Origin of the sequence: Halalkalibacter sp. AB-rgal2, assembly GCF_041821005.1 — a bacterium.
GTDB lineage: Bacteria > Bacillota > Bacilli > Bacillales > Bacillaceae_D > Halalkalibacter.
The window spans coordinates 93,346-112,049 of the sequence record NZ_JBGUAV010000006.1 but is presented as its reverse complement, the minus strand read 5'-3'; the positions used below and the strand labels follow the sequence as shown (position 1 = coordinate 112,049).

The 18,704-nt window shown below is 40.8% G+C and carries 14 protein-coding genes; 2 read left to right on the top strand and 12 right to left on the bottom strand.

Features of this window, described 5'->3' with window-relative positions; all coding sequences use genetic code 11:
• Window positions 1–2: 2 nt before the first annotated feature.
• From ACERJO_RS07150 to ACERJO_RS07140, 3 genes are all read right to left on the bottom strand, one after another.
• On the bottom strand, window positions 3–2,039 hold the full coding sequence (locus tag ACERJO_RS07150) for an ABC transporter ATP-binding protein (protein ID WP_373647060.1): 2,037 nt from the start codon (window positions 2,037–2,039) through the stop codon (window positions 3–5).
• Window positions 2,039–3,787: an ABC transporter ATP-binding protein gene (locus ACERJO_RS07145; RefSeq protein ID WP_247101783.1), complete on the bottom strand. Its 1,749-nt coding sequence runs from the start codon at window positions 3,785–3,787 to the stop codon at window positions 2,039–2,041. Before ACERJO_RS07145 ends, ACERJO_RS07150 begins: the two co-directional genes overlap by 1 nt.
• A 280-nt stretch (window positions 3,788–4,067) precedes the next feature.
• Complete coding sequence (locus tag ACERJO_RS07140) at window positions 4,068–4,859, bottom strand: RDD family protein (RefSeq protein WP_247101781.1); 792 nt, start codon at window positions 4,857–4,859, stop codon at window positions 4,068–4,070.
• Window positions 4,860–5,010: 151 nt separating this feature from the next.
• Here ACERJO_RS07140 and ACERJO_RS07135 point away from each other — a divergent pair, with 151 nt between their 5' ends.
• Entirely contained in the window at window positions 5,011–5,988 is a 978-nt protein-coding gene (locus ACERJO_RS07135; RefSeq protein ID WP_373647059.1) for a stage II sporulation protein M, read from the top strand.
• Between the two features lie 551 nt (window positions 5,989–6,539).
• On the opposite strand, the gene ACERJO_RS07130 is transcribed toward ACERJO_RS07135, so the two are convergent.
• From ACERJO_RS07130 to ACERJO_RS07100, 7 genes are all read right to left on the bottom strand, one after another.
• Window positions 6,540–7,898, bottom strand: coding sequence for a DUF58 domain-containing protein (locus ACERJO_RS07130; protein ID WP_373647058.1), 1,359 nt, complete (start codon window positions 7,896–7,898; stop codon window positions 6,540–6,542).
• Complete coding sequence (locus tag ACERJO_RS07125; protein ID WP_373647057.1) at window positions 7,849–8,778, bottom strand: AAA family ATPase; 930 nt, start codon at window positions 8,776–8,778, stop codon at window positions 7,849–7,851. Before ACERJO_RS07125 ends, ACERJO_RS07130 begins: the two co-directional genes overlap by 50 nt.
• Window positions 8,775–9,905, bottom strand: a complete 1,131-nt coding sequence (locus ACERJO_RS07120) for a DUF4350 domain-containing protein (protein WP_373647056.1) — start codon at window positions 9,903–9,905, stop codon at window positions 8,775–8,777. The genes ACERJO_RS07125 and ACERJO_RS07120 overlap by 4 nt, the downstream gene beginning before the upstream one ends.
• Before the next feature lie 7 nt (window positions 9,906–9,912).
• Window positions 9,913–10,554, bottom strand: coding sequence for a DUF4129 domain-containing protein (locus tag ACERJO_RS07115; RefSeq protein WP_247101766.1), 642 nt, complete (start codon window positions 10,552–10,554; stop codon window positions 9,913–9,915).
• A gap of 15 nt (window positions 10,555–10,569) precedes the next feature.
• Window positions 10,570–11,490 (bottom strand): DUF7847 domain-containing protein, encoded by a 921-nt coding sequence (locus ACERJO_RS07110; protein ID WP_373647055.1) that lies wholly within the window; start codon window positions 11,488–11,490, stop codon window positions 10,570–10,572.
• Window positions 11,491–11,744: 254 nt separating this feature from the next.
• Entirely contained in the window at window positions 11,745–12,806 is a 1,062-nt protein-coding gene (rlmN, locus tag ACERJO_RS07105) for a dual-specificity RNA methyltransferase RlmN (protein WP_373647054.1), read from the bottom strand.
• Window positions 12,807–13,377: 571 nt separating this feature from the next.
• Window positions 13,378–14,151: an inositol monophosphatase family protein gene (locus ACERJO_RS07100; protein ID WP_247101758.1), complete on the bottom strand. Its 774-nt coding sequence runs from the start codon at window positions 14,149–14,151 to the stop codon at window positions 13,378–13,380.
• Between the two features lie 200 nt (window positions 14,152–14,351).
• Between ACERJO_RS07100 and ACERJO_RS07095 the strand changes: the two genes are divergently transcribed.
• Entirely contained in the window at window positions 14,352–16,415 is a 2,064-nt protein-coding gene (locus tag ACERJO_RS07095; protein ID WP_247101755.1) for a methyl-accepting chemotaxis protein, read from the top strand.
• A gap of 88 nt (window positions 16,416–16,503) precedes the next feature.
• Here the strand turns inward: ACERJO_RS07095 and ACERJO_RS07090 are convergent, their stop codons facing one another.
• Together ACERJO_RS07090 and ACERJO_RS07085 are read right to left on the bottom strand one after the other, a co-directional pair.
• On the bottom strand, window positions 16,504–17,916 hold the full coding sequence (locus tag ACERJO_RS07090) for an MATE family efflux transporter (RefSeq protein ID WP_373647053.1): 1,413 nt from the start codon (window positions 17,914–17,916) through the stop codon (window positions 16,504–16,506).
• The gene (locus tag ACERJO_RS07085) at window positions 17,916–18,380 is read right to left on the bottom strand and encodes a MarR family winged helix-turn-helix transcriptional regulator (protein WP_373647052.1); all 465 of its coding nucleotides are present in this window, start codon (window positions 18,378–18,380) and stop codon (window positions 17,916–17,918) included. The genes ACERJO_RS07090 and ACERJO_RS07085 overlap by 1 nt, the downstream gene beginning before the upstream one ends.
• Between the last annotated feature and the right edge of the window lie 324 nt (window positions 18,381–18,704).

Sequence of the window (18,704 nt, the reverse complement as noted above, 5' to 3'; positions counted from 1 at the left end):
CTCTATGAAATAATCTTCTGCTCCGTCCTATGCTGCATTTGATACATTTGGTAATACTTTCCCTTCCGTTCTAATAGCTCTTCATGCCGCCCTCGTTCAACGATTTCTCCTTGGTCTAATACGAGAATTTGATCGGCCTGTCGAATCGTTGATAGGCGGTGAGCGATGATAAATGTCGTACGCCCTTCTTTTACGACATTTAAGGCCTGCTGGATAAGCGCTTCTGTTTCAGTATCAATATTAGCGGTAGCCTCATCTAAGATAAGAATCGCTGGATTATACGCAAGAGCCCGCGCAAAGGATATAAGCTGCCGTTCACCCGCGGATAAGGTGCTCCCTTTTTCTAATACAGGCTCATCATAGCTGTTCGGTAACTGCTCAATGAATCGATCTGCCCCAACATCCTTTAAGGCTTGGAGAACGTGATCCCTTGAAACACCTGGGTTATCTAAGCTCACATTAGAGGCGATCGTACCCGAGAATAAAAATGGATCCTGCAAAACAATCCCCATATGCTTACGCAACTGCTGTTTAGACATCATTTGAATCGGTGTATCATCAATTGAAATGATACCTCGTTCTACATCATAATAACGGAACAATACATTCATAATCGAGCTTTTTCCAGATCCAGTGTGACCGACTAAAGCAACCGTTTCACCCTTCTTCGCTTCAAAGCTAATATCTTTTAGTACATCCTGCTTTCCGTCATATGAAAAGCTAACGTGGTCAAATTTAACATACCCTTCGTAACGAGGAACTGAATCATCAACGACATCCTCACCCTTTTCATCAAGTAGCTCGAACACGCGAGCGGATGCAACACGCGCTTGCTCTAACTGAGCAAGCTGATTAACAATATCGGTTACTGGTTGGAAAAGTCGATTTAAATAATCAACGAATGCATATAACAATCCAATCGAAATGATTCCAGCGGCTGTCATTGATTGACCTCCAAAATACCAAATCAGCGCAACAAATGTAACATTTCGCAGCACATTAACTAAGTTATGTGATGTAACAGCGTTTAAGCTTAAGAGCTTATTCTCATATGTGAAATGTTCTTTGTTCAATTGTTCGAATTCTGCGGTCATTTGCTTCTGCCGACGAAAAGCACGAATAATTGGCATACCTTGAATCGTTTCATTAATCATTCCATTAATCTCACTAATCTTTGTCCTAATAAGATAATTATACTTTGCAGCAAGCTTACGATAGACGATGATCCAAATCACTATAATAGGCACAACCGCTAACGTAATCAAAGCGAGGTACACATCTAAAATGAATAAAGCGACAAAGATTCCGAGCATATAAATACCACTCGTTACAAAAGAAGCTAACACTTTCACATACAACTCACGAATCGCTTCTGTATCGTTCGTCACCCTTGAAACGATGCGTCCTGCCGGCTGATTATCAAAATACGTAATCGGCAGTCTTTGAATATGTTCAAAGACATCTGTACGCATTTTTTGAATGATTCGATTCGCTGCTTTTTGTAATAACAAGGACTTTCCATATTGAAAGAAAGCCGCAAAGATAAGTAAAGCGATATAGACAGCTAATAACACGATAATCGGCCTTATTTCAGGCTGGTAAAATTGAATTAATGCTGCCGTTGCTAGCTGCTCTGCTTCATAACTGACTTGCTCATTGCCACTACGTATCGTGACGACACTCTCCTCAGCCACCCTCTCCCCATCAAACAAGAGGTGCTCTTTTATGGCATAGAAGGAGCGTCCTACTTGTAAAAGCTGTAGCTTACCTTCACCTACTACATCCTCTGCTGATACGTAAGAGCTACGCTTATATAGATTCCCCTCATACATAACCGTTTGCTCAGTTTCATCTGCTACCTCAACCCACGGCTCCTCAATCCCCATAATGTGATCATCTATTACTTTCATAGCAATAAAGGGACCGACTAGCTCAGCTGTAACAGCGACCGTAAGCAGGACTAGCGCTACTAGTATCGTTTTTTTAAACGCAAGAGCGTACGCGACGAGGCGCTTCCCTACATTTTGTTGTGATTTCATTAGCTCACCTCCCCGTAAGAATCATTGGCCTGTTGCCGATCATATTGCTCTTTATACCAGCCACCAAGCGCCAATAATTGCTCATGTGTCCCTTCTTCAATCACTTCACCTTCATCTAATACGATAATCCAATCGGCATGCTCTATTGCTGACAGTCGATGTGTCGTAATAAAGGTCGTTTTCCCTTCTCGAACGGAGCGGATGTTCTCGATCATTTTCGCTTCTGTCTTACCGTCTACTGCTGACATCGCATCGTCTAAGAGAAGAATTTCAGGATCTTGAATGAGAGCACGCGCAATCGATAACCGTTGCTTTTGCCCACCGGAAAGAGCCACACCTTTCTCACCAACCAATGTCTCAAGCCCCATTGGCAACTGATGCACCTGGTCAAATACAGCTAGCCGTAACGCTTCTTCGATCTCATCTTCAGAAACATGCTCTTTTCCAAACATTAAGTTCTCACGAATCGAACGAGAGAAGAGAATTTGCTCTTGCGGAACATAACCAATCCATGAGAGCAAACGATCTAATGGGATTTGATCAATAGCCACACCCGAAATCGTAATCGCTCCTTCACCAAGTGGGTATTCGCGAATAAGCTGCTTGATTAATGTCGACTTTCCACTTCCTGTCTTTCCAACAATACCGATCGTCTCTCCTCTTTCAACTGTAAAGTTCACATCCTTCAGTTGCTTCCGTTCTGTTGAAGGATAACAAAAATAGACATGTGAAAATTCAATTGTATGAGGTAGTGGAACATCCACAGTTTGATGATCATCCTTCACATCAGGCTCATAGGCTAACGTCTCATTCACACGATCTAGTGATGCACTCCCCCGCTGCAATATGTTAATCAATTCACCAATGGCAAACATCGGCCAAATGAGCATTCCTAAATAAATATTAAAGCTCACAAGCTGTCCGAGCGTAATTGCTTGTTGAAACACAAGGTAAGCACCGTACCCTAAGCCAATCACATAACTGAAGCCAACTAATATTTTGATCGTTGGCTCAAAAAGCGAGTCCACGCGAGCAACGTCAATATTTTTAGAGTAAACATACTCGGTTTGCTGCTGGAATCGTTTTTCATCCGCCCGCTCCTGTACGTAGGCACGAATGACACGAACTCCTCCAATCGATTCTAATACTTGATCATTTAAATCACCAAATGCACCTTGTGCAGCTGTAAATCGTTGGTGAATCATCTTACCATAATAACGAATCGCCAGAGCCATAAGCGGCAACGGTATAAGTGCTGCTAATGTAAGCTGCCAGCTAATCGTAAAGCCCATGACAGCAATAATGATCATCATAAACACGGTCGAATCAATTAACGTTAAAATCCCGAATCCTGCTGTTAACGAAATCGCCTTCAAGTCATTTGTCGCACGAGCCATTAAATCACCTGTTCGATTTCTTTCAAAGAAACGAGGCGTCATGAAGAGGAAGTGACGCATTAAACGAAAACGAAGCAAGCGCTCCAGTACAAATGCCCCACCAAACAGCTGATACATCCAGACATACGTGATTAAATAACTGGCCACAATGAGCCCCCCATAGAAGAGTATCAGCTCACGCAGGCGTTCTGGAGTTAACTGGCGAAACTGAATATCATCAATCGCCATCTCAATGATTTTTGGTGGAATAACATCGAGCACACTGACAATAAGTAAAAGAATAATCGCGATCGTATAGCGCTTCCAATACTTCTTGAAAAACCAACCTAGTTTAAATAAAATTGTAAACATAACCTATCCCACCCTTCTCAACCACATTACCCATTTTTTTCCACAAAAAAAATACCGCACACGAATGCACGGTATCTAATCATACTACCTATAGATAAGGTGCAGTTACATATGTAACCACACCGATTCTACTCCTAAAAAAGTAGCTCGTATCCGACCGGTCGGGTTACATTTCTATTTCGTTTTCTTTTACGACGATTAACCTTATCCATTTTTGTAACCCTCCCTTCTATTTTGTATAATGTATTGTAGTATTTTCCAGTTGCAATTGTCAATGGTTTTATTCAAATTCCCATTCATCTTTTAAATGTAAATAGAGAGTAAACAGCATTCGCTCACGCTCTAGCGTCGTTTTTCCGCTTGTATCGATGCCAACCTTTTCAATGAGAATACTAGAAACCTTTTTTGTTAGCTGCTCACGCTCCTCTAACGGTACTTGTAAATAACGCTCCACATACGTTTTTAACAAATTCCAATCCTTTTCCTTGAAGCTTTTGATCGTCCATTCTTCTAGCTTCCAATCGTCCCTTGTAATGCCTCTTCGTTCAATCTCTTTCTCGATTGCTGTTTTTTTCTTTCTCTTTCTTACCCGTCTTTCATGAACGACTAGCGTCCCAGCAGCTAGATCCCCTAAACGCTTATGCTTCGAATGAAAGAATATCATTAATATTCCCAGTAAATAGCCTGCAGGCAGTTGATCAACAATGCGTAATAAGTTTCGGATAAAGCTTGATAATAGTGTAATACTATGGCCATTTTCCTGCATCACTCGAATACCGAGCATCTTTTTCCCTATCGTTCTCCCACCCGTGAAGTACTCTAAGAAAAAGAAATAACCCCAATTTATGAGAAAAGCAAGAATCGTTACAATAGCGATTGGCACCCATGATGTCCCCATGAATAGCCCCATAAAATCCATTAAGTAAATTGCACCAATTAAAATCGTAAAATTAGCAATCATAATAATCACTTGGTCGATAATAAAGGCAGATGCTCGACTTCCTAAACCTGCCGATTGAAATTGTAAGGATACATATTCTGGTGTTTTGACTTGTACTTGTTCCTGATTCATAACGTCCTCCATCTTTACTTACTACAATCATTTTACTTCGAGACATTCAATCGCTTCTTTAAAGAAAATATTCATATAACCTGTTTCTATTTTACCATTATTACTATAAAATAGTAGTTATGAGTTTTTTAATAAGAAGGTGTGGCTCAAAATGAATATAAAACAATTTACACAACAGCATCGAGAAGAATGGAACAACCTAGAACAACTCATTTCGACTCTACAAAAGAACAATAGAAGCAGAACAGGAAGTCAGCACATTCATGAATTCCACCGTACCTATCAGAAAGTGGCTCAGCATCTTTCTTATAGCCAAACAAATTTCCCTTCCGCTGATGTGACTTTTTATTTAAATGGCCTTGTCGCAAAAGCTCACAATCTACTATACCGTGACCAACTATCGAGCTGGAAGCAAATCAAATATTTTTTTAGTACAAAATTTGTTCATTTGTTATTTGATCAATGGAAGTTTGTGCTCGTTGCGATGCTGCTGTTCACCCTCGGTGCAATTGGAAGCTTCTTTGCTGTTATGCAGGATGAATTAAGCCTTTATACTGTATTGCCGGCAGAGTTAGCAAAAGCATTTGATCCAACCCAAGTCGGTGCAGCAGAAGGCACCGTAAATGCACCGGTTATGTCTGCTGAAATTATGGTGAACAACATTCAAGTGGCTATTCTTGCCTTTGCTGGTGGAATAACATTTGGCTTATTAACCGTCTATATTTTGATTTATAACGGAATTATTATCGGTGCCATTGCCGCTCTCTTTTGGCACTATGGCAACAGCTACGAATTTTGGGCATATATCGTCCCTCACGGAATCGTCGAACTAACTGCCATTTTCATTGCAGGCGGAGCTGGTCTATTAATGGGCTATCGATTGTTTGCTCCTGGTGACTATTCAAGAGCTTATCAACTAAAGGAAAACGCCAAACGGTCCGTCCAGCTGCTACTTGGAACGATTCCATTATTCGTCATTGCTGGTGTGATCGAAGGCTATATAACACCTGCAGGCATTTCGTTAGAAGCGAAATACGCTATCGCTCTTATCACTACCGTCGGTTTAATCCTATATGCTCTCATTGGTAAGGCGTTAATTCTCAAGCGAGAGCAGTCCAACCAATCTTAGCGGAAGCCATTGAAAGTAGCTTGACTTATCAGTTACGGAAAACGTGTGTCTTTTAAAAAGCGATGTTCGCATTCGTTATCGACTATAAGGACGATCCTTTTGATCGATTCGTAATGATGAACATCGCTTATTACATGTTTACATAGATTCAAACACGATGCATCCAAAAGGGAAAACCGCCCTTTTCGGCGCTGGCTTCGTTCGCTACGCGTCAAGGGGAGAGAAGACCACTATCCACTTGACTTTTACTTCTGTAGCGACTTCGCCATGCCACGATGCATCCAAAAGGGAAGACCGCCCTTTTGGGCACTGGTTTCGTTCGCTACGCGTCAAGTGGAGAGAAGACCACTATCCACTTTGACTTTTACTTCATGTAGCGACTTCACCATGCCACGATGCATCCAAAAGGGAAAACCGCCCTTTCGGCACTGGTTTCGTTCGCTACGCGTCAAGTGGAGAGAAGACCACTATCCACTTTGACTTTTACTTCATGTAGCGACTTCACCATGCCACGATGCATCCAAAAGGGAAAACCGCCCTTTTGGATGCATCTATAACAGTCCGCGGTTCATGACGTCAAAGTAAGTCGAGACAGCGGCAACGGCTAATCGTTCTTCCTCCGCTTCAATCATATGAAGTCCTTGCCTCTCCCATTTTGCCTTTTCCCGTTTTTTCACAAGTATTTGCTTCATCGCCATCGCTTTGACAACAGCTGTCCTCACTTCTTCGGGATCATCCCCTACTTTCGACTTTAGCATTTCATCCTCGACACCAATCATGAAGAATAAATGCCGCTGACGTAAACGTTGTAAATACACGAGGGCGCTTTCCTCATGTAAAAAAGTGCGAACATCACTAAATAGAAGTAGTAAACTCCTCTTTTTCTGAACCGTTTCTAAATAACGAAGGACATCGGCATAGTTTGATTCAACCCCATCCACCTCTACATCATAAATCGCCTGTAAGATCGTCTGTAAATGAGCCATTCCTTTCGCCGGTGGAACAAAGACTTTAACTTGATTAGAAAAAGCTAATACAGCTACTTGATCCCCTTTTTGTAAAGAAGCGGCAGCAACCGTTATCGCAGCCTCTAGAGAACGCTCTAAACGGTTTCCCTTCTTCAACTCCGCTCCCATCATTCGCCCACAATCAATTAAGAGTGTGACGTGCTTTCCGTGTTCAGGCTCGTATTCATTTGTCATTAACTCCTGCAATTTTGCCGTTTGACGCCAATTAATCTTCCTTGGATCATCACCAACAACATAATTTCGAATTTGAGCAAATTCTCCAACGTCACTCCGACGTTTACGAATATCCTTTCCTTCATGCAGTAAAAACTTCTGCGCATTTTCAAGAAAATGTCTCGTATCCGTTAAATCAGGAATCACTTTCACTTCATCCTCAGCTTCTTGAGACATTTGCTTCTCCCATAAGCCGTAAGCACTTTTATAACGTATGTACAGCTTTTTAACGAGATATTTTCCACGAACGGGTGCTAAGGTTTCATAACCGATAGAAGATTCGCTTTCTGAACCTGCTTGTAGCACAATCGGAAAGGGGCGCACGAAGGATTGAGGTAAATCATCAATGATACGAATCGCTACCGGATAGCGTGATCGATTCGTTACGACTACCTTCCCTTGATACGCAATGCCTCTCTCTAATTCGCCATCTAATTGTCGAGAGACATTCAATTCGTCTCTGCTTGGCGAAAAAAGCAGATCGAGCAAACTAATGAGCAACACAACTCCGTTTCCGATGATGATCCATAGCCATGAAACACCGAAGAAACCTAAGATGACAAAGAAACTTGAAATCGCGATAAAAAGTAAAAGCAATCGTTTCGTAGGCAGTATCCCTTTATCGCGGAACAGGAATCGACCCAACAAGCTCGTTAATAATTTGATCAACAGTCGTTCCCTCCAATTCTATATGTGGAGATAGTTGAATTCGATGTCTTAATGCTGGTTTGGCTACAAACTTAATATCATCTGGCGAAACGTAATCGCGCTCTGCTAAATATGCCCATGCTTGCGCAGCCTTCCCGATTGAAATCGCTGCACGTGTACTAGCCCCAAAGCGAAGAGCTTCAGATTCTCTAGTTTTGCGTACGATCTCAACCATATATGCATACACATCATCACTTATTGTCACTTGCTCGATTTCCTTACGTATGGAAACAAATGCTTCAAGATCTAACTCTGAAGCAACGGCCGCTGCATTCATTCTTTTCTCAATGACTTGTTTGAGCACTTTCTGTTCTTCCTCAACTGATGGAAAATCAATGATTAGCTTAAATAGAAAACGATCCTGTTGCGCTTCAGGAAGTGGATATGTCCCTTCATATTCAATCGGATTTTGTGTCGCGACAACAAAGAAAACCTCAGATAAAGAGTAGGTTACACCTTGAATCGTTACCTGCTTTTCTTCCATCGCCTCAAGCAATGCGGCTTGTGTCTTCGCAGGAGTTCGGTTAATCTCATCCGCTAGTAAAATATTCGTAAAAATCGGTCCTTTTAATGTTTGAAATTGACCATCTTTCATATTGTAAATCGTACTACCTGTAATGTCGCTCGGAAGTAAATCAGGAGTAAATTGAATACGGTGGAAATCGCCACCAATAAGTCTAGCAAGCGTGCGAACCATTTGTGTCTTTCCTGTTCCTGGTACACCTTCTAAAAGAACATGTCCTCCTGAAAGGACAGAAGCCAGTAACAATTTAATATTCTGACTTTGTCCAAGTATCGTTTGCTCATAAGATTCTAGTAAAACCTTTAATTCTGCTCTCACCTTTTCTCCACGCCTTTCTGTAATTCATTTAACTTTTTAGCCCAAAGTAGGTATTCTTGCTTGCTAACCTCTTCTTTTCTTAATACTTCCTCTAGCTCATATACGAATTCCCGTGTTTCCTTTTCTGTTTTCGCATCCCACTTTTGTACGAGATTATCTGCAATATCGGGCCACTCTTTTGTTAGAGGAATCCCCCATTTTTCTTGCATTCGTGTGCGTACATAGTCACTTTGAATTTGCAAAGATCCCGAGTAATGCTTCCCTTTTATAAACCATGCACTTAGAGCATGAAGGGCCTCATCACTAAATCGAACGGTCTCCTCTCTTTCTACCAAAACCGGTCCAAACCTTTTGCCCTGGTAGAGCAACCATAATAATGTAAATATACCAAGTTGCAGCATCAGGATAATAAACCATTGAGGATAGACTTCGAGCATGCTTGTTGAGTTATCATCACCATGAACATATTCATCAAACCACAGTTCATCAGCATTAGCTTCCTCTATTAATGTCAGGATAAGCGGAATGTGATCCTCTTCTAATATAAATTGGTTCATAAGCCAGTATGGTTCATTGACAACCATTAAAGCTCCGTCACCAAATTCACGTTTAAAAGCGACAACTCCTAGTTCATCTTCTAATAAAATCTCATCTTCATCTGCCGGCACCAACCGTAAAGGAGATCGCTGTTCTGCATAATACGTCTCTTCTCCCCAATAAATAGGCTCATCTTCTAAGAAATGAAGGATCGGGTCATATTTTAGCCCAAACATCCCCGCTGGATTCTCACTAAAAAGGACAATCGTATTTCCTGCTTCCATAAAAGCCTCATACTGAACCATTTCATTACTCGTTGGTACGAACGCTGGTTCAATCATAAGCAGAGCACGATTTTGTTCATGTACTGGTAACTGATCTGGAGTTCGTTCCCAACGTCGCACCTTATCTCGTTCCTCATCCAAATATGTATACAAAGCCTTAATCCCCGTTGGAGAAGGAGAATGAGAGACATAAGGCGGATATTCACGTGGTGGCTGTCCAATAGCAATGAAACTACTAGCAAGAAAGATTACAAATAGAATTGGAATCCAAAACCACGCTTTAAACCTAAATTTATTTCTATCCAAAACGACCTCATTCCTCCTTCCCATTACGTGCATCTTGATTAGATTGTATCCAAGCCATCACAACCTCTTTGTAATGGAGATACTCTTCATTCCTTACATGAACATTCCCATATGTGACACGGTCAAACAATAGCGCGACATCTTGGAAGAGCGCGGATGTCTCCTTATCAACCTTCTCTAATTCATATACATATTCCCAGTTCGTCTTCCAAATCCGGGCCTCGAGCCATTCATGTTCATGAAAATACAGCAAAAATCCTAAAAATAAATGACGTAACGCTTGCGTATGGTTCCCTCTCTCCTCTTGCACCTTCAGCTGTTGAAAATGCATCTGAGATGACCACTTCATCTCATTTTCAGACTGAATCGGGGGTAATTCTCGAAAACGACGCTTTCTCTGTAAATACCTTGCTACAAAGATTAATGCTATAATTAGCGCGATCGTCCCGACTATCACAAGTCCAATAACAACTAAATTAGCTGCTTCATGTGAGGCTCGCATTACCGGAAGCAATTCAATAATAAACTCTATTATCCATTGCCAAACAATACTAATACCACGTTCTAGCAAAGTTCTTGTCTCTTCATAATATACCGTATACTCTCGTCCATCTAATATTTCAGCAATACGCTCCCTTGCCTGTGCCATAACCTCACCTAACCTTTATTCCGAACTAGGTTTTTCTGACTCATATTCATCAATGAGTCCTTTTAAATCATCTGCCTCATTACGAACTTTTAAATCAAAGTAAATAACAGCATACCCAACCGAGAAGATTAATGTCGTAACGAGCGACACTGTATTTATAATTAACGAATAAAGAACACTATTGCCAAGAAACAGCATGGCGACAACCTCAATAGCACCGGTCACAATTCCAATAATGAGAAAAAGAACAAGATACAACCCTATTAACGCCCACACTCTTTTCTTCGTTAATCCCCAGCTTTTTCTAAAACCAGGTTTACTTTTATCAATAATAATTGCTCCGAAATAAAAGCTCCATCGAATCGTAAAGTAAAGAATTGTCACAAAGAGAGCGATCATGAAAATAGCTGATATAATCACTCCAACTCCGCCTATCAATTCAGTGATAATTCCTGAGAAAAATGCCACGATTATAATCGGAATAACCGTCATACCAATTAAAATTAATATATAAAGCAACGTTCCTCCGAGCGCTGGCCAAAACTTTGAAAATGCTTGCTTTATCACTTCTTTAACCGTATACTCCTGCTGCAAGCGAATCCGGTTTACTATCAGCATAATGGCCGCTTGAGAGACAATTAACAGGACAAAACTCGCCATCGATATAACTGTTAACCAGTTGTCAAGCAGCGTTGCAGGCGCCAACAAATCCTCTTCAAAACCAGCTATAAAACGATCAATCCAGGAGCCACTACTTCCTATTTCCTGAAAGAAATTAACTCCAAATATAAGCTGAATCACTGCTTGTAATACATATAAAGGGCCTAATAATATTAGCGCCACCTTAAACAAATCAGGGAATTTTGACTTTGTTATTGTAAAAATATGATCTAAAATTTGCCCGAATCCTTTAGGCTTTGAAAATGTCACCTTCACTACCAATCATCCTCCAAACATAAAAATTGTACGATATCCACATAAGCTCTATTTTAACATTTTTTCCTAAACACATGTTAGTAATATATGAAAATCATTTCTAAGAAAGCGCAATTAGAACAGGATGTTCATATACATGTTTAATTGTTGGGCGTTAGGGAGGAACGACTTTACCTTTATTCTCCCCTCTTACCCTTTTCAAAAAAAAAGCAATGGATAAAAGACTGTTCCCTTTTTACCCACTGCTTAAGAAATTATTTCGCTTTTTTTATCTGTTTACTTCTTAGCTGTCCACAGGCTGCATCAATGTCCGTTCCATGCTCTAGCCTTACACCACAGTTAATCCCCTTTTTCTTTAATGTATCAAAAAAGGTGCGAATTGCTTCATCTGTACTACGCTGATACTGTCCATGTTCATCGACTGGATTATACGGGATTAAATTCACGTATGAGAGCTTACGCTTATCAGCGATTAATTCTGCAAGTTCAAGCGCGTGCTCTTTCTTATCATTAACATCCTTTAATAAAATGTACTCAAACGTAATCCTGCGATTCGTCTTCTCCAAATAATAGTCAATCGCATCCATGAGCTTCTCAATTGGGATCGCACGATTAAGCTTCATGATTTGTGACCGAAGCTCATTATTAGGCGCATGTAAGGAGATCGCTAAATTCACTTGCGAATGGACATCGGCGAACTTTCGGACTTTATCTGCAAGTCCACTCGTCGAGACGGTAATATGTCTTGCTCCAATAGCTAGTCCTTTTTGGTCCTTCACCACATCTAAGAAATCAATTAAATTTTCAAAATTATCAAATGGTTCACCAATCCCCATGACAACAATGTGACTCACTCTCTGTTCTTGACCAAGACCATCGAGGTAGTGCTGAACATTCATAATTTGCTCAACAATTTCCCCACTCGATAAATCCCGACTCTTCTTCAAAAGTCCACTTGCACAGAAGCTACAGCCGATATTACAGCCGACCTGGGTCGTCACACAAACCGAATACCCATACTTATGCTTCATAAGAACCGTCTCAATTAAATTTCCATCCTGAAGACGAAATAGGAATTTAACTGTACCATCCTTAGACTCCTGCTTCACATGCTCCTCAAGCGTTTGAATGTCGTAATGCTCTTCGAGTAGCTGCAAGCAATCCTTATTAACATTTGTCATCTCAGCAAAATCTTTCACACGCTTTTGATACAGCCAGCCCCATACTTGCTGTGCGCGAAATTTTTTATGTCCGTATTCAATTAACCAATCCGTCAATTGCTCGAACGTTAACCCATATATAGATGGTTTACTCATTCTTTTACCCTCTTTTCACTTCGTAAGAATATATTCCCCATTCTACTGAAAGTCAGCAAAAGTAGCAAGAAGAGCCACCTTCCAACTTTAGTTAAGAAAAACGTGGTAACGTAAGGGCACGGATAAAAGGCTCTGTACTTATTCATTGTCCTCGCTCAGTGAAGTTGTTAAAAGGGCTTGAGATGAACTGAAAAGGCTCTCCTTTCAAATCAACATGTAACGTATAGAGCGGCACCCTTCGCTGAATTCACATATAGTCTGCTTGATGGAACTTCATTCCGCTATTTCCTTCATAAAGTCTTTTTTGACGGCTCTTCCGGATCCTCGTTCCGCTATTTGACCGTTTTTACTTTGCTTTGCTCTTCTTTTTGTGTATTAGCGGAATGAGGTTCCACTTCGTACGCTCAAACAACGTGTTTCCCCCATTTAACGGAATGAGGTTCCGTTTAGTATAAAAAAACCTACGTCTTCTTTCATCCTAGCTGATAACGTACGGAGCAGACACTCTCACGTATCCTCCTACGCCCCATTGATTAAACTTTTATGACCTTTATAATTCTAAATCTCCTAATCATTCATTAATAAGCTTCCGAATTTGATTCAAAACGGAATCATTGCCAGCAAGAATGAAATATCCTTTATTCAGCTTCTTTTTCTCTATAACGCCGCCAGCCTCCTTTACAATAAGCACCCCTGCTTCAAAATCCCATGGGTTAATCTTATATTCCCAATACCCTTCGAAGCGTCCAGCCGCTACTTGACATAAATCCAAAGCAGCACTACCAGTCCGCCGAATTCCACCAATATGTAAAATAACCGCATTAAACTGTTCAACATTATTAAGAGGATCCGTCGCACGATCATACGGGAAGCCTGTAGCAATTACCGAATCTGTCAACCGTGTACGTGTCGATACCGTTACCTTCCTCCCATTTAGAAAAGCCCCTTCGCCCTTAACCGCCGAATAGCTTTCGCCTATCTTAGGGGCATGCACAACCCCAATGACCGTTTCACCTTCATATTTCACAGCTACCGATATCGCAAACATCGGAAAACGGTGAGCATAATTTGTTGTCCCATCAATTGGATCAATCACCCATTCATAGCCTGATCTCCCTTCAGAAACGCCCGTCTCTTCAGAAAGAATAGCATCACTAGGGAAAAATGTACGGATTCTCTCTTGAAAAAATTCATCTGTCCACACATCCATCTCTGTTACTAAATCAATATTAGCAGACTTCTGCTCAATTTTTAGCTCATCATCCATTCTTTTCACTTGCTCTTGGCCTGCTACTTGTACCCATTCTTGAATCTTTTCAAATCTTTCACTCCACTGTTTGTTCATCGTATTAACCTCCATATGAATTCATTTAGCCCACAATATACCCCATTCATAACTATCTTTATCATAATAATACGCTAGCCTCAAATCGAATTTTGTCAAATGACTAATAAAATCGTGTGCTGAAACCGATATATATAAAGTAGAATAAAGATGAATCATGTCGAATTATAGTGAACGTATTACAAAAGGAGGTCAAACGTATGAAATCAATGATGAGTCGCATACCTACTATTTCAACGACTAAATTACGAACCCAGCTTTTATCTTACTTCATCATCATTACAGCAATCCCATTACTTATTATCGGCTCTCTCTCCCTTTATCAAATGAATCAGACTCAACAATTTTTAATCGAACAAGAACTAACTGAATTAAATGAGATCGGGGAATATAACGCTGAATTTATTACCGAATGGATCAATGTTCGTATGAATGAAATGCGTTATTTAGCTAGCTTAGACGCCGCGGGACAAGTGAACGTTGGTGAATTAGACCATCTCCTTGATCGGATCGCCGAAAGCAATGGCTTTTACGATACCATTTACGCTGTATCTCCAGAAGGGATAGGATTAAGTGGTATTGCATATGAAAATGAATCGTCAATCATCCTTTCTCAAGCAGAAGTAAACGACTTCAATGTTGCTGATCGCGACTGGTTTCAATCAGCGATTTCAGGAGAGGATACATTTTCTCAACCCCTTTTGTCTAGGTCAACTGGAAATCATGTCATTACTCTCGCTACCCCTATTTATGATGAGACAAATGCCATTGTAGGTGTTATGCGTGGTGCTGTATTATTAGATACGATTTTCGAACGCATTCAGTCTCTTGACGTTGGTGAGTACGCAGATGCATATCTCGTTGATTCCGAGCAAGTTCTCGTTACTCCCGCTCTATCAATTGAAGATTCCGAGTCACCTGTTGACACAGTCGCATCTCAAGCTATTGCTAATACTGAGAGTGGATCAGCCGCATACGAAGACCCAGCCGGAAATGCCGTATTAGGCTCCTATCAATATATCCCATTACTCGATTGGGGGCTCGTACTAGAAGTCGAAGAGCAGGCAGCCCTTCAAGAAGCAAACCAATTGCAAACGCAAATGATAACGTTATTTTCTATCGTTATCGCCGTTTCCATTGCATTCATTGCATTTATTGCATTTGCTATCGCTCGCTCCTTAACGAAGCCAATCATCCAAATGGTAAATGGCGTTCAAAGAGTGGCCAATGGCGATCTACGTGAAACGATTGATATTCAAGCTCATCAGCTCAAATCGAAAAACGAAATACACCAGTTAGCTCAATTTTTCAACAAAATGACTGAAAGCTTACAGCAGCTCGTCTCTCAAGTAGTGGATAAATCACAAAATGTCGCTTCTACCTCTGAAGAACTAACTGCAAGTACAGAACAAATTAGTAAAGCAACAGAAGAAATTACAGAATCGATCCAAAACGTAGCGACTGGAGCCGAACAACAAATGAAGACGTCTGAACAAACAACAGCGTTATCCAACAATACGGCGAAAGAAGCTCAACAAGTTGCTACGCACATGGAGGAGATCGATCAATCGACTTCGAGGACAGCTAGTTTATCATCTGATGGGGATAAGCTCGTTCAAAAAGCAGTACAACAAATTGAAATCATTAATGAACGAACCATTTCAAGTGAAAAGGTAGTTAAAATGCTTAATGATAAAACGAAGGAAATTGGTCAAATTGTAACAGTTATCACGGAAATTGCCGAACAAACAAATTTACTATCGTTAAACGCATCAATCGAAGCAGCTAGAGCTGGAGAACAAGGAAAAGGCTTCGCAGTCGTTGCGAGTGAGGTTCGTAAGCTCGCTGAAAATACAGCTACTTCCTCACAGCAAATCGCTACATTAATTAACCAGACACAGCAAGAAACCGTAGCAGCTGTTGAAGCGATGATTGAAACAAGAAAAGTGGTTCATGAAGGGACCGAATATGTATCAAGTGCTGGCAATGCCTTCAAGGATATTACAGAGGCTGTAACTGGGGTTTCCTCCCAAGTAAAAAACATTATGACTTCCATACAATCTATGAATCAAACGATTCACGAAGTAGTGGAGGCCAACGAAGCCGTTACAGAACTATCGCGGGAATCAGCTACTTATAGCGAAAATGTCGCTTCCGCTTCTGAAGAACAAAATGCCACAATGGAAGAAATCGCCTCAGCCGCTAATGAGCTTGCTTATATGGCGGAGGAATTAAACAAAACGGTTGAGCATTTTAAATACTAAGGTTTTCTCTTAACGATAAGAAAACGCGACAGCGTCTTTTCTAATAGGTGTGCTCATAGGGATCAAACCCTTTGAGCACAACCTTATATTAAACACCACCAGAAGTCACAGCTATTTGGGGCTCTTCCTCACCTTGATCATGATCTTCATCTTTCCCTTTTATTAAAATCGTATCACGGTCGCGGTAAAGCAAGTAGACTGCAAGAATCGTTGATAGAAAATCTGAAACAGGAAACGCCAACCATACACCCGTCAAACCAAAAAACTTCGGCAAGATAATGACAAGCGGTATAAGGAAAATAATTTGCCGTGATAAGGACAAAATCATCGCTGGCTTTGCCTTTCCAAGAGCTTGATACAATCCACCACTCACGACTTGAATTCCCACAACCGAAAAGACAATAAACATAATACGCATCGCATACGCACCTTCTTCTAGAACAACTGGATCATTCGTAAAGATACGTAAGAACCATGTTGGTACGAGCAGAAGGAGGGCACTAATGACAACAGACGCAATCGTGACGACCTTTAATGTAAGCCAAATCGCCTCCCTCATCCGTTCGAATTTCCTCGCTCCAAAATTATAGCCAACGATCGGCATCATCCCTTGCATAACCCCAATAAGCGGCATGACCGTAAACATAATAATTCGTTGAATCAATCCGAATATACCGAGGTACAGGTCGCCTCCATGCTGCACAAGCATCGTATTAATCGCAATCATCATAATACTTCCTGATGCTTGCTGGACAAAGGCCGGCATCCCAACAGCTGTTACTTCCTTTAATATGTTCCAACGAACAAGGAGATCTCTCCATGTTATGGATAGAGAGCTCTTACCTGTCAAATAATAATGTAATAAAACGACCGAAACCGCCGCTTGCGAGATGACCGTCGCCCATGCTGCTCCAGCTACACCCATGTTCAAACCGAAAATGAAGATCGGATCTAAAATAATATTTAAGACAGCAGGAATAATCATCGTCATCATAGCAAATTGGGCATTTCCTTCTGAACGAACGATATTATTTGTCGCAAACGAAAAGGAAAAGAAGATCGTTCCAATCAAAATCGGGAACATATAATCGATCGCATAAGGCAAAATGTCAGGAGTAGCTCCAAATAATAGCAATAGAGGCTCTAGAAACGTAAACGCTCCGATCGCTCCAATGACACTCACAATTAAAACGACGCTAATGACCGTTCCAAACACTTGATTGGCTTCACCTTCACGTCGTTCTCCAAGCCGCCTTGAAATCACCGACGCTCCACCAATTCCTAGAGCTCCAGCAACAGCCATTATAATCATCATAAGCGGGAACGCAATCGTTACACCGGCAACGGCATCAATCCCAACTCCATATGAAATAAAGATCGTATCAACGACATTGTAGAAAGCCATCACAAACATCCCAATAATCGCTGGGATCGATAAATTTTTAAGTAAGGTTGGAATACTCTCTGTACCCAGCCGCTCACTTTGCATTTTTTGATCCATTACTCTCCACCCTCTCCCGATGCCTTGCTTTCTTTCACACATAGGTTCTCTTTTAACCGTTTTAACCAAACAATAAGAAGCGCCTTCTCCTCTTCCATAAAGCCCTCTAGCAGCTCATCTTCAAGTAACGTAAGCTTCTTCCAAAAGATTTGATCAATCTCATACCCTTTATCTGTTAAGTGAATCACCTTCGAGCGTTTATCGCTTGAGCTAGCACGCCTTTCAATAAACCCCTTCTTCTCCATCGTTTCAATTAAGCCATTCATCGTCGAACCTTTTATATACAGGCGATTTTGTAGTTCTACCTGAATTTGAGGGCCATGCTCGACAAGCAAATAAAGAGCCCTTGCTTGCGCGACCGTTAAATCAACTTCAGCCAATTTCTCATTGTAACGATTTTGAATAAAATGGGCAGCGATTCCAATATGGTATCCAACATGCCTTTCAATATCACGCTTCTCCATTCGTTACCCCCCTAACTAAATTACCACTTAATTATCTTATCAAATTCGTAAAAATTGTTCAATTGATATTTATTGTAAAAATATTTAATTAGCTAACTAATAAACTGACAGCTCAACCGATATCGTTAGAAATCATATTTGAATCCAATTTTTACACCGTTGAGTCTAGCGTATGAAATGAAATAAACTGAGTTTAATTCATTTAGGAGGCTTTATAAATTATTGGTAGATTCAATAAAGGTCTATTTAAACGGTGAAAAAACGAATGACTAATGGTCAAGAATAAAAAACGAGGATGGGAATTTCCTGGGGAACATAGCCCCT